Consider the following 12,981-nt stretch of genomic DNA (forward strand, 5'->3'; position numbering starts at 1 on the left):
CAATTGGCTGACCCCACTACCTACCGCCCGGCTCCGGGAACCATTCCCACTGACCCGGGCGTCTATAAGTTCCGCGATGAAAACCGCCGCGTAATCTACGTGGGCAAAGCCAAGAATCTGCGCGCAAGACTATCGAACTATTTTCAGGACATCACTCAGCTGCACCCGCGCACACGCCAAATGGTGCTCACGGCCAATTCCGTGGAATGGACGGTAGTGGCCAGTGAGGTGGAAGCCTTGCAGTTGGAGTACACGTGGATTAAGCGCTTTGATCCCCACTTCAACGTCATGTACCGCGACGATAAAACCTATCCTATGCTCGCGGTTTCGGTCGGAGAAACAGTTCCTCGCGCCTTTTTCTACCGCGGCCCTCGCCGCAAGGGCGTGCGCTACTTCGGCCCGTATTCCCATGCTTGGGCCGTGCGCGAAAGCCTAGACCTGCTCACCCGCGTCTTTCCCATGCGCACCTGTTCCAAGGGCGTTTATAACAGGCACGAGCGCCTTGGGCGGCCGTGTCTATTGGGCTACATCGGCAAATGCGATGCCCCCTGCATCGGCCGGGTAAGCAAGGAAGAACACCGGGATACCGTCAATGAACTCGTTTCATTCATGAATGGAAACACCGGTGCAGTCCGCCGCAAACTCAACCATGACATGGAGCAGGCCGCCGAGAATCTAGAGTTCGAACGCGCCGCACGCCTGCGCGATGACTTGGGCGCTATTGACAAGATCATGGAGCAACAGGCCGTGGTCTTCACTGACGGTACGGATGCCGATCTCATTGCTTTTAGCTCGGATGAACTCGAAGCAGCGGTGCAGATTTTCCATGTTCGTGACGGACGCATCCGCGGGCAGCGCGGGTGGGTAGTAGAACGAGCCGGTGACCAAGCTAGCTCGGAGCCCTTGGAAGAAGGCCAGCCTGATCCCGCGCTGCCGGCATTGGTACAAAACTTCCTCATCCAGTTCTATTCGGATGCAGTGGAGCGAGAGAAGCAGGAGGCGCGCGAGGACGCCGCGCTTGCTGCGGACGTAAAACGGCGCGGGGTGGACCAGGAATCGCACATGAAGTCCCGCCGTGTCCAAGTCATCCCACGCCAAATTTTGGTGCAGGCCCTGCCGGATGAACCCGATCAGGTCGTCGCCCTCTTAGAGGAACTGCGTGGCGCCCAGGTGGACCTGCGCGTTCCCCAGCGCGGCGATAAAAAACAGCTCATGGCCACGGTGGAGAAAAACGCCAAGGAGCAGTTGCGCCAGCACAAGCTCAAGCGGGTGGGAGACCTCACCGCCCGGTCGGCGGCTTTGCAAGATATTCAAGAGGCTTTGGGCATGGAGCAAGCCCCCTTGCGCATCGAATGTACCGATATCTCCCATATTCAGGGCACAGATGTGGTTGCTTCTTTGGTGGTTTTTGAAGATGGCTTGCCCAAAAAGTCGGACTATAGGCGCTACCGCATTAAAGAGGCAGCGGGCGATGGCCGCTCTGATGACGTCGGATCTATCGCAGAAGTCACTCGCCGTCGGTTTAAGCGCTATAAGGAAGACAAGCTGGCCCAACCGGATGAGGAAGTAGAAGAGTCCTCCTTCGCGGAAGAAAAAGTGGCGGAGGAATCTGCCGAGGCAGGCCGTCGCTTTGCGTATCCACCGCAGCTTTTCATCGTGGATGGCGGCGCACCCCAGGTTGCCGCAGCTCAAGAAGTATTCGATGAGTTGGGAATTGTGGATGTGACCTTGGTGGGCCTGGCCAAGCGCCTCGAGGAAATCTGGGTTCCCGGCGATGATGAGCCGGTCATTTTGCCGCGAAACTCGCAAGCTCTATTTCTCCTGCAGCAAATTCGCGATGAAGCGCACCGCTTTGCCATTACATATCACCGGCAGCAGCGCTCTAAGCGAATGCGCTCTTCAGTACTTGACTCAGTTCCGGGCCTAGGTCCGCAGCGGCGCACCGACTTGGTGAAGCATTTTGGCTCGGTGAAAAAGCTCAAGGCCGCCACGGTGGAAGAGATCTGTGAGGTAGATGGCTTTGGGCCAAAGCTAGCCCAGACCGTGTACGAGAATTTGCACGGTTCTGCGGCTAAATAAGCGACATTCTCCTAGAAGCGGCGAATCCTAAAGCGCTAGACTGAAAGTCATGACGCATTTCGAAACTCCACCCATTTTGATAACCGGCATGTCCGGCGGCGGGTTGAGTTCCGCTGCCAAAGTATTTGAGGATAAGGGCTACTATGTGGCCCATAATATTCCGCCTCGCGCCATTGTGGATCTGCTCAAGCTGTGCAACCAAGAAGAAACCCCGGTGGGCAAGGTTGCTGCCGTAACGGATGTGCGCTCGCGAATGTTTCCAGGGTCTCTGCTAGAGATTATGGAAGAGCTCACGGAATTGCATCTGAAGCCCACTGTGCTCTTTTTGGATGCGCGTGATGATGTGCTCATTCGTCGTTTTGATTCAGTACGGCGCACCCACCCATTGCAGGAGGGCGACACCCTCAAGGTAGGCATTCAACGCGAGCGTCAAGCAGTAGCAGACGTGCGTGCTCATGCGGACATCATTATTGACACCACCAACCTATCCATTCATGATCTCCGGCGTGCTATTGAGGCGGCGTTTGGTGAGATGCAAAATGAAAAGCAGCATGTGACCGTTGAATCCTTTGGATTTAAAAATGGTTCACCCCGCGATGCAGACTTGGTGGTTGATGTGCGTTTCCTGCCCAATCCTTATTGGGTACCAGAGTTGCGTAGATACCGTGGCACGGATGAGCCGGTTGCTCAGTATGTGCTCTCACAGCCAGCGGCACAGGAATTCGTGGATAATTTCATAAGGATGTTTTCCACCATGTTGGATGGTTACCGGCACGAAGGGAAGAATTTCATAACTTTAGGCGTGGGCTGTACGGGTGGCCACCACCGTTCCGTTGCCGTAGCGGAGGCTATTGCGGCACGGTTGCGGGACAATGACACTTTGGACGTCAGCACCTTACACAGGGATATTGCTCGAGGCTAGAGCGCAGGAGTTTTAACGCTTTTATGACCAATCCTTCACACATGGTCTGCCTAGGAGGCGGCCATGGACTTTATCAGACTCTTTTGTCCGCACGATTGAGCGGAGCAGGCGACATCTCCGCCATTGTTACTGTTGCAGATGATGGTGGCTCTTCCGGCCGATTGCGCCGCGAGCTAGAAATAATCCCGCCTGGAGATCTGCGCATGGCGCTAGCTGCGTTGGCTAATAGTGATCCGGTGGGTGACCTCTGGGCGCGTACCTTGCAGCACCGTTTTAGAGGCAGCGGTGCTATGGCGGGGCATGCGGTGGGCAATCTAATGATTGCGGGATTGACCGAGGTCCTCGGTGATTACCAGGCCGCGTTAGATACCATCGCAGAGCTTACTAATTCCCAGGGCCGGGTATTCCCTGTGGTCAACCAAGCCTTAGAGATTGAGGCGGAAGTAGCCGGGCTTGACGACGACCCCCGTGTCATGCGCCAAGTCCGTGGCCAGGTCGCGGTTGCCTCCACACCGGGGCAAGTCCGGCGTGTGCGTATCGTGCCGGAAAGCCCCAAAGCAAATCCGGATGTCCTCGATGCCATTGAGCGCGCGGACCTAATTACTATTGGCCCGGGTTCTTGGTTTAGTTCGGTATTGCCACATACACTCGTGCCTGAGGTCGTGGAAGCCATTTCTGCGTCTGATGCGCTGCGCGTAGTTGTTTTAAACCTTTCCGCCGAGCCGGGCGAAACGCATGGTTTTTCCGCAGAGCGCCATTTGCATGTGCTTTCTCAGCACGCCCCGGATTTGCGGATTGATCGTATTCTGGTGGACGGCGCGGCTTTGCCTACTGATAGTGAGCGCGTGTATATCCAGCGCGCCGCCCAGTCCCTGGGCGCCCGTGCCACGTTCGCGGATGTGAGCCAAGTTGATGACAATGGCCGGAGCATCAATAAACACGACCCGGAGAAGCTGTCTGTGGCACTCCTCGACCTGTATTCGGACTATCGCAAAACTGGCGATCCCAACCGGAGCTGATACATCTCGGCAAAGTCCTATCGCTCGCGTCGCTCGGGTTCGGCCGACTGCGCGGTGCCTGAGCGCGCGCGGTATGATGGCAGAAATCCTTTCACCGCACCGGGCCTGGCTTAGTGGCCCTGGCCTGTGTGTATATCTTGTGACTGTGAGAAAAGAAATGGGGCGAACTAGGTGACCACACCATTGACCGACCAGGTCAAAGAAGAATTGACGGCTGTCGTTGTGCCACGCCAGTCCGCTCGCGCTGCCGAACTAGCCGCGATGCTGCGATTCGCCGGCGAGCTAGATATTTCCGGCGACAACATGGCCTATGAGTTGGAATTAGAAAGCCACGCTATTGCGCGGCGCGTGATCGCTGCACTCGATGAGCTTTATGGGATTTCCGCTGATAGTCACGTAGCGGGCCCAGCAGGAACCACGAAGAAATCCCGAGTTACGGTGCGCATTTCCACCGGGGCGAAGGAACTTACCCGCCGTCTCGGCCTTATTACCCGCTCCGGCCATGCGGTAGTGGGGCTTCCTCCACAGGTTATTTCCGGCACCGTCGCTGATAGCGAAGCAGCGTGGCGCGGAGCCTTCCTAGCGCATGGCAGCCTCACGGAGCCGGGTCGTTCTTCTGCGCTTGAGGTTACGTGCCCGTGCCAGGAGGCGGCATTGGCCCTAGTGGGTTGCGCCCGCCGCTTGGGCATTTCTGCCAAAACCAAGGAAACTCGCGGGGAAGACCGCGTCGTTGTCCGCGATGGCGATGCCATTGGGGCACTGTTGACCCGTATGGGCGCTCAGGAGACGCGATTAAGCTGGGAAAAGAATCGCGTCAAGAGAGAGGCGCACGATACGTCCCGGCGCTTGGACAATTTCGATGATGCAAATCTCCGTCGCTCGGCTCGTGCTGCAGTCACCGCGGCGGCCCGTGTTGACCGAGCGATGGAGATCCTTGGTGATGACGTCCCCGAGCACCTTGCTGATGCAGGACGCCTGCGCGTGCAGCACCGTGAGGCCTCGCTGGAAGAATTGGGCCGCTTGGCTGAGCCTCCCATGACTAAAGATGCGGTAGCCGGGCGTATTCGCCGCTTGCTATCTATGGCCGATAAGCGAGCGGAAGAGCTTGATATCCCCGATACTAACCAAGCGATCACCGACGACCTCTTCAAAGAGTCCTAAACGCCGCAATCACCGGCACATACACAACTCCCCGCAGCGCGGATACCTAAGCGGTAGCCGCCACTGCGGGGAGTTTCCTCTGTGATAGCTAGCTGGTGGGGAAACCAGCTAGCCGCGGAGAATTAAATGCCTAGGGAACGAGGAATCCGAGGGCGTTGGTCATCAAGAACACGATGATGCACACAACGGCCAAGAAGACCACGGAGTAGCCCACTACGTTTTTCAGGATGACAGACTCCTTGCCTTCCATCTTTACAGCGGTGGCCGCAATAGCGAGGGACTGCGGGGAGATCATCTTGCCCACAACGCCGCCTGCGGTATTAGCGGCCAGCATGAGGTCCGGGTTCACGCTGATACGCTCGGCCGCTGCTACCTGCAGGTTGGCGAAGAGGGCATTGGCGGAGGTATCGGAGCCGGTGACCGCGGTACCAATCCAGCCCAGTACCGGAGCGAAGAGTGCGAAGATGCCGCCTGCAGAAGAGACGAACTCACCAATAGCAATCGTTTGGCCGGAGTAGTTCATCGTATAAGCCAATGCCAGCACCAGAATGATGGTGAGGGCCGAGAACTTCATGCGGCTGGCGACGTCCCCAAAAGCGCTGACCGGCTGCCCGAAGCTGAGACTGTAGCGGCCATTTTCATTAAAGAAGTGGTAGACAACCGCAACGATAATGCCCGAGAGCAGCAGGAGCGTACCTGGGTTACCAAAGACATTGAAGCTGAAGCTGGTGTCCATGAGGTTGCCGTCGGCGTCGACAATCGCGTCATCCAGCAAAGGCCAGGCAAAGTGGAGCTTGAGGAAACCAAAGATGGCTGGGGCCGCAGTAGCAACAGCAAAGACAATAGTTACTACAGCGTAGGGAAGTAGTGCCATCCAAATGCGGCGACCATTCAGGTCGGTGGTCGACTCAGCGGCGGGCAGCTCGAGGCGCTCGCGCAGCTCCTTAACACCCTTAGGCTTCCACACACGGAGGAAGGCAAAGGCACAGCCCAGGGAAACGATGCAGGCGATAACATTGGTGAGCTGGTAAGCAAAGAACGTTGCGGCCAGCCACTGTGCCAAGGCAAAGGAAATGCCAATCACTGCGGCTGCCGGCGCAGTTTCCTTGACGCCGCGGACACCGTCCAAGATAAAGGCGATCAGGAAAGGCACGACGGCGGCGATGATGAGCACCTGCAAAGAGATAAGTGCGGCAATATCATGGGTTTGTTCAGCGCTGCGTCCAGCGACCTCACCAGCGGTGGTCACTGGGATGCCCACCGCGCCGAAAGCAACCGGGGCCGTATTGGCAATGAGCACTACGATTGCTGCGCGTAGGGGCTTTACACCGAGTGCCATAATCATGGTCGCGGTAATGGCTACGGGTGCGCCGAAGCCGGCGAGGGCCTCTAGCAAGCCGCCAAAGCAGAAGGCAATAAGGATTGCTTGGATGCGAATATCGCCATCGCCTAGAAGATCGAAGGTTTTACGAAGGTCCTCGAAGCGTCCTGAAGCGACGGTGATTTCATAAAACCAGATTGCGGTAATGATTACCCAGACAATGGGAAGTAGTCCGAAAAGGCCGCCACGCACGGCGGAGGACAAGGCCATATCTACCGGCATAGAAAAACCGACGATGGCGATAAGAAGGGATACTGCGAGGGCGACGGCGCCAGAAGTGTGTGCGCGCGCTTTGACGCCGAGCAGCATGATAAAGAATGCGAAGAGAGGGAGAATCGCCACCAGGGCGGTAAGCCCGAGGCTGTCACCCACAGCAGAGGTATTAATTTCGAACAAGAGACGTCCTTGGGTTCTACGGTGGTCCTGCCCGTTGAAGAATAACGAGCACCTGAAGCATTCTCACGGTGACCAACAATTGCGCTGGAACAGATATAGTGCACTGAAACGCGAATGTGAGCCAGTGAGTATTGAAAGCATATCGTGCGATGGTCGAGGCAAAAACAATCCGGTCGAATTGATTGCCATCAAGACTGAGGCTCGGAAATGTCCGACCGGACAGAGGCGGGCGTAACCCATGAGGATATACAGTGATATATTTCACGTTAACGGTGTCAAGGCCACATAAACCCACGTGTTCGGGCGTATCCAGCGGGTTTATGCCGGGGAAATAAAAAGGATCGGGAAAGTGTACGCTCTTTTGGATAATCTGTCATCCGATAGTTCTCAAGGCTGCTAGCGCACTGCACTGTTAAAAAACGCTCGGTAGTATCGGCACTGTAAGGGAAAACGCTCGGGCGCTTCTCAAGCACCGAATATATCGAAGGGCCCGCGCACATACCCATACGCACATTTACTCGACTCTTTGAGGAGAAATACAGTGACTATCCGCGTAGGTATCAATGGCTTTGGCCGTATCGGCCGCAACTTTTTCCGTGCAGTCGCTCAGGGCGACAACAACCTCGAAGTTGTTGCAGTAAACGACCTGACCGATAACGGTACGCTGGCTAACCTGCTCAAGTACGACTCCGTACTGGGCCGCTTCGATGGCGAGATTACCCATGATGATGAATCCATTACCGTTAACGGTAACCGCATCGTGGTCACCGCGGAGAAGGACCCGAAGCAGCTCAAGTGGGGCGAATACGACGTAGACCTCGTGATCGAGTCCACCGGCCGTTTCACCAATGGCAATGACGCCAAGGCTCACCTCGAGGCTGGCGCTAAGAAGGTCATCATCTCTGCTCCGGGCAAGGAAGTAGACGGAACCTTCGTCTATGGCGTTAACTCTGACACCTACGATCCGGCAAACCACAATGTTATTTCCGCAGCATCCTGCACCACCAACTGCCTGGCGCCGATGGCAAAGGTCCTCAATGACAAGTTCGGCATCGAAAAGGGCTTGATGACCACCGTCCACGCCTACACCGGCGACCAGCGCATCCAAGACGCACCGCACAAGGATCCGCGTCGCGCCCGCGCCGCTGCTGTAAATATGGTGCCTACCTCCACCGGCGCAGCTAAGGCTGTCTCCCTGGTACTGCCTGAGCTGGAAGGCAAGCTGGATGGCTACGCCATGCGTGTTCCAGTTATCACCGGCTCTGCTACCGACCTGACGTTTACCGCTTCCCGCGACGTTACCGTTGAAGAGATTAACGCCGCCCTGAAGGAAGCTGCTGAAGGTGAGCTCAAGGACACCCTCGCTTATACCGAGGACCCGCTGGTTTCCACCGATATCGTAACCTCCCCGCACGGCTGCATTTTTGACTCCGGCATGACCAAGGTCTCCAACGGCAACCTTGTTAAGGTTCTGGGCTGGTACGACAATGAGTGGGGATACACCTCCCAGCTTGTACGTATGACTAGCCTGGTGGCAGACAAGCTCTAAACTTAGAGCTTTAATAATGAGAGTCCGGCCCCGATGCAAGCCTAAACGGCATTGTGTCGCGGCCGGTATTCTTATATCTACAGCCTTGTGAACAATCCGAATTTAAGAAGGAGAAAATAATGGCTTTCCAGACTCTGGATGATCTTCTCAAGGAAGGCGTCGAATCTCGCCACGTCCTTGTTCGTTCTGATTTCAATGTTCCCCTCGATGAAGAAGGAAACATTACTGACCCGGGACGCATTAACGCTTCTCTTCCCACCATCAAGGCTTTGGTGGAAGGCGGCGCTAAGGTCATTCTTTCCGCGCACCTTGGCCGCCCCAAGGGAGAGGTAAACGCTAAGTACTCCTTGGCCCCAGTCGCTGAAGCCCTGTCCGAGGCCCTTGGCCAGTACGTTGCCTTGGCTGGCGATGTCACCGGCGAGGACGCTCATGAGCGTGCGAACGGGCTCAACGATGGCGATGTCATGTTGGTGGAAAATGTCCGCTTCGACCCTCGCGAGACCTCCAAGGATGAAGCGGAGCGCGGCGCATTTGCTGATGAGCTCGTTGCTTTGGCAGCCGATAATGGCGCTTTCGTCTCCGATGGCTTTGGCGTTGTCCACCGTGCCCAGGCATCTGTGTATGACGTCGCAAAGCGCCTGCCGGCTTACGCAGGCAAGCTCGTAGAAAAGGAACTCTCCGTCCTTTCCACCGTGGCCCAGAAGCCGGAGCACCCATACGTAGTAGTACTTGGCGGCGCCAAGGTCTCGGATAAGCTCGGCGTAATTGAGGCGCTAGCAGATAAGGCTGACAAGGTCATTATCGGTGGCGGCATGTGCTACACCCTTCTGGCCGCCAAGGGCTACAACGTCCAGGAGTCCCTCCTGCAAGAAGACCAGATTGATAACTGCAAGGAGCTGCTCGAACGCTTCGGTGACAAGCTGGTCCTTCCTGTGGATCTCATTGCCGCAAGCAAGTTCGCAGCGGATGCGGAACACCAGGTTGTCGAGCTCGACGGCATCCCAGAGGGCTGGATGTCCCTAGACATCGGGCCAAAGTCTGTGGAGCACTTCGCAGAGGTGCTTGCTTCTTCCAAGACCGTCTTCTGGAACGGTCCGATGGGTGTCTTCGAAATGGAGGCCTTCTCCAAGGGCACTGCGGGCGTCGCGCAGGCTATTATCGACGCCACCGAAACCAACGGCTCCTTCTCGGTTGTCGGTGGCGGCGATTCCGCGGCCTCCGTGCGCATGCTCGGCCTGGACGAGGATGGCTTTAGCCACATCTCCACCGGTGGCGGCGCCTCCCTTGAGTACCTTGAGGGCAAGGAGCTTCCGGGCGTCTCCGTCCTTGAAGCCTAGATTTACTGAGCACGGCCAAAAAGAGAGGAAAAATCATGGCACGTACGCCACTTATCGCAGGTAACTGGAAGATGAACCTCGACCACGTCGAGGCTATCGGTTCCGTTCAAAAGTTTGCGTTCTCCCTGCCCAAGGACTACTACGAAAAGGTCGACGTGGCTTATATGGTCCCGTTTACCGATATTCGCACCATCCAGACGCTGGTAGAAGGCGACAAGTTGCAGATCACCTACGGTGCGCAGGACATCTCTAAGCATGAGTCTGGCGCCTTCACCGGCGAGGTATCTGGTCACATGCTAGCCAAGCTCGGCTGCAACTGGGTAGTCGTGGGGCACTCGGAGCGCCGTCAGTATCATGGCGAGACCGATAAGCTCGTCGCAGAAAAGGCCGCCGCAGCCTTGGATAATGACATTAGCCCCATCGTGTGCGTAGGCGAGCCACTGGCTGTTCGCGAGGCTGGTACTCACGTGGACTACGTGGTTAACCAGACCCGTAATTCTTTGGCTGGCCTTAGCGCTGAGCAGCTTGCCAAGACCGTCATTGCTTATGAGCCGGTCTGGGCCATTGGTACCGGCAAGGTAGCCTCCGCAGACGATGCACAAGAGGTTTGTGCCGCCATCCGCGAGCTCGTGAAAGAGCTCGCCGGTGACGAGGTAGCGGAAGGCATTCGTATTCTCTACGGCGGCTCCGTCAAGGTTGATTCCGTTGCGGAGATCGTCAGCAAGCCAGACGTAGACGGCGGCCTCATCGGTGGCGCCTCCTTGGTGGGCGAAGAGTTTGCCAAGTTGGCTGCCAACGCAGCTAATGCCCTGAACTAACAGGAGTTATCACCTGTCACAGGTTCGCGTTCGGCGCGGGTTGGAATGGTTCCAGCCCGCGCCATCGTGTACAGTGGGCCGGTGTGACTGCTTTGCTGGACGCAAAGCCTAAAAGTACGATTCCGCGCTAGTGGGTGGCAAGAGTCAACCACAAGGCGCACGTTAGAAATAAGGATTATCCTCATGGTCTTGGCACTGGAAATCATCTTGGTCATCGCAGCTATTTTGATGTCCATCTTCGTGCTGCTGCACAAAGGTAAAGGCGGCGGCCTGTCCAGCCTCTTCGGCGGTGGCGTGCAGTCGAACCTTTCCGGCTCGACCGTCGTGGAAAAGAACCTGGATCGCTATACTGTGGTGATGGTTATTATCTGGCTGGCCTGCATTGTGGGCCTAAACCTGATCCAAGCCTTCGCTTAAGCGAAAGCCAGCATAGCTAAAGCGCCGACACTAGCTTCCAACCACTAAGTTTCCGATGGGAACTGAAAGTGGGGAAGCGGTGTTGGCGCTTTTCGTTTGGCGTCAGGCGCTAAAAAGCAGCGTGCCCGCACGCACACTGCGGTTTTCCCGCTTATAACTCGGAAGCAGCGTCGTCGGTGAGGAAGAGAACGGTTTCCTTCCTACCGTGTACGCCGGCTGCCGGCCAATCCTCGGCCGCAGCGCCCTCTACCACGTGCTTGGCCGCTTCCGACTTGGCAGCGCCGGCCACAAGGAGCCAGATGCGATCGGATTTGTTGACGGCTGGAAGGGTGAGGGTAATGCGCTCGCTGGGTGGCTTTGGCGAATCGTGGACGGGAACAGCAAGTTCCTCTTGCTCTCGAATAGCGGAGGAATGGGGGAACAAGGAATTAATATGGCCCTCTTCGCCCATGCCTAGCAGGTGTAGGTCGAAACCGTGAGGGGCAAATTCCTTCAATTCCGGCTCATATGCGCTTGCCGCTGCTTCCATCGACACCGCGCCCAGGTCAAAACCGTGAATATTTTGGTTTGGGATATCTACGTGGTTGAGCAACGCATTGCGTGCCTGGCCCTCATTAGAATCTGCGTCGGAGACGGGTACATTGCGTTCGTCGCCGAAGAAAACGTGAACACGCGACCAATCGATGCGCTGAGCAGGAAAATTTTCACCTTGCTGCTGTGCGGCGAAATCCAAACGGGCCAACTCGTGGAGAACGCCAATTCCGGCTCCGCCGCCAGTGAGAACAACACGCGCTACACCATCGTCGTGGAGGCCGCCACCCGATGCTTGGATACGCGCTACGGTATCCACGAATTTCAGTGCGGCCTGGGAGATAAGGTCATCCACATCGCTCACGCGGTGAAGAGTTACCATTATGTATCGCTATCCTTTACAAAGATTCAGATTAAAGCCGTTTACTGATTACTGTAGTCTACCTGGGCTAGTGCACGGAGCGCTTGTGCATAGGTTTTATCGGCGTCCAAATGGCGCAGTTCTTCAGAAAGCACCTCAGCTTGTGACCGCTTATTGAGGCTCACCAAGGATTCCGGCGAACCCGGGACACACACACGCACCGTGCGCTCGTCAATGACATCCACGTCGACGTGGGTTGTTTCCCGATTGAACCGCAAGTGAGTCACCGGGAAGTGGTCCTCCCCGGAGTCGGCCACCGTGCGATTAACGGGAACCGCCAAGCGGTCGAGCAACCATCCGGCGGCGAAATCTGGGGCTGGGTGGCCAGCAGGACCCGCTACCTCTACTGACTTCACTGGCTCGTGGGGATGGCGGTCCAGGGCGGAGGCAACGACACCGCGCCACAAGGTGATGGCAGCCCAAGACATATCGGAGTCTCCCGGCGTGTACCCGGCAGAGAGGGTGCGGAGATCTTCGCCGGTCACGCGGCCATCGAAGGCGACGTTGGTAATGCGGCGCTGAGCTAGCTTTCCCACCGAGCTGGAGGCAGGGTCCGGTGGGCACAGAGTAGGCCACCAGGCGACCAGCGGGGTATCAGGTAGTAGCAGCGGCGTGACTACTGCTTCGTCTTGGTTTGCCAAAGCACCGTGCAACTTCATGATGACCATCTCGGAGGCACCTGCTTCACCGCCCACGCGCAGCTGCGCGTCAAGGTGGGTTTCTACCTGCGGGTCTCCCGTCACCACGACCAACACGCGCGACGGGTGTTCGTGGGAGGCATCGCGCACGGAGTCGAGAATGCTTTCGAGGTCATCTTCCTCACGGGCCGCCACGATGAGAGTGAGCACACGACCGGTAGTCAGGGTGTAATGTTCTTGCGCCTCTACTAACTTCTTGGAGATTTCACGCGTAGTGGTATTGGGCAATGGAATAATCATTGTCTGCGTCCC

Annotated in this window: 11 protein-coding genes; 8 read left to right on the forward strand and 3 right to left on the reverse strand. The window is 56.9% G+C overall.

Annotated elements, in window-relative coordinates:
- The first annotated feature begins 3 nt into the window (after positions 1-3).
- From uvrC to whiA, 4 genes are all read left to right on the forward strand, one after another.
- Positions 4-2,079 (forward strand): excinuclease ABC subunit UvrC, encoded by a 2,076-nt coding sequence (gene uvrC / locus ACLI1L_RS06290; RefSeq protein WP_411708329.1) that lies wholly within the window; start codon positions 4-6, stop codon positions 2,077-2,079.
- A gap of 40 nt (positions 2,080-2,119) precedes the next feature.
- Complete coding sequence (rapZ, locus tag ACLI1L_RS06295; protein WP_208612441.1) at positions 2,120-3,001, forward strand: RNase adapter RapZ; 882 nt, start codon at positions 2,120-2,122, stop codon at positions 2,999-3,001.
- A gap of 23 nt (positions 3,002-3,024) precedes the next feature.
- Positions 3,025-4,020 (forward strand): gluconeogenesis factor YvcK family protein, encoded by a 996-nt coding sequence (locus ACLI1L_RS06300; protein ID WP_411708330.1) that lies wholly within the window; start codon positions 3,025-3,027, stop codon positions 4,018-4,020.
- Positions 4,021-4,191: 171 nt separating this feature from the next.
- Positions 4,192-5,181 carry a DNA-binding protein WhiA gene (gene whiA / locus ACLI1L_RS06305; protein ID WP_167371281.1) on the forward strand — a complete coding sequence of 330 codons (990 nt, stop codon included), beginning with the start codon at positions 4,192-4,194 and terminating at the stop codon, positions 5,179-5,181.
- A gap of 130 nt (positions 5,182-5,311) precedes the next feature.
- Here the strand turns inward: whiA and ACLI1L_RS06310 are convergent, their stop codons facing one another.
- Positions 5,312-6,958 (reverse strand): L-lactate permease, encoded by a 1,647-nt coding sequence (locus ACLI1L_RS06310; RefSeq protein WP_411708331.1) that lies wholly within the window; start codon positions 6,956-6,958, stop codon positions 5,312-5,314.
- Between the two features lie 541 nt (positions 6,959-7,499).
- On the opposite strand from ACLI1L_RS06310, the gene gap reads away from it, so the two are divergent.
- The 4 genes from gap to secG all read left to right on the forward strand — a co-directional run bounded on the left by gap (position 7,500) and on the right by secG (position 11,079).
- Positions 7,500-8,507 (forward strand): type I glyceraldehyde-3-phosphate dehydrogenase, encoded by a 1,008-nt coding sequence (gene gap, locus ACLI1L_RS06315; protein ID WP_086587635.1) that lies wholly within the window; start codon positions 7,500-7,502, stop codon positions 8,505-8,507.
- A gap of 119 nt (positions 8,508-8,626) precedes the next feature.
- The gene (locus ACLI1L_RS06320) at positions 8,627-9,844 is read left to right on the forward strand and encodes a phosphoglycerate kinase (protein WP_411708332.1); all 1,218 of its coding nucleotides are present in this window, start codon (positions 8,627-8,629) and stop codon (positions 9,842-9,844) included.
- Between the two features lie 35 nt (positions 9,845-9,879).
- Positions 9,880-10,662, forward strand: a complete 783-nt coding sequence (gene tpiA, locus ACLI1L_RS06325; protein WP_086587637.1) for a triose-phosphate isomerase — start codon at positions 9,880-9,882, stop codon at positions 10,660-10,662.
- A gap of 183 nt (positions 10,663-10,845) precedes the next feature.
- Positions 10,846-11,079, forward strand: coding sequence for a preprotein translocase subunit SecG (gene secG / locus ACLI1L_RS06330; protein ID WP_005324856.1), 234 nt, complete (start codon positions 10,846-10,848; stop codon positions 11,077-11,079).
- Positions 11,080-11,230: 151 nt separating this feature from the next.
- Here the strand turns inward: secG and pgl are convergent, their stop codons facing one another.
- Together pgl and ACLI1L_RS06340 are read right to left on the reverse strand one after the other, a co-directional pair.
- Entirely contained in the window at positions 11,231-11,992 is a 762-nt protein-coding gene (gene pgl, locus ACLI1L_RS06335) for a 6-phosphogluconolactonase (protein WP_086587638.1), read from the reverse strand.
- Between the two features lie 41 nt (positions 11,993-12,033).
- On the reverse strand, positions 12,034-12,969 hold the full coding sequence (locus ACLI1L_RS06340) for a glucose-6-phosphate dehydrogenase assembly protein OpcA (RefSeq protein ID WP_049360793.1): 936 nt from the start codon (positions 12,967-12,969) through the stop codon (positions 12,034-12,036).
- Positions 12,970-12,981 lie beyond the last annotated feature (12 nt).

Origin of the sequence: Corynebacterium sp. LaCa117, assembly GCF_046717765.1 — a bacterium.
Classification (GTDB): Bacteria; Actinomycetota; Actinomycetes; order Mycobacteriales; family Mycobacteriaceae; genus Corynebacterium; species Corynebacterium kefirresidentii.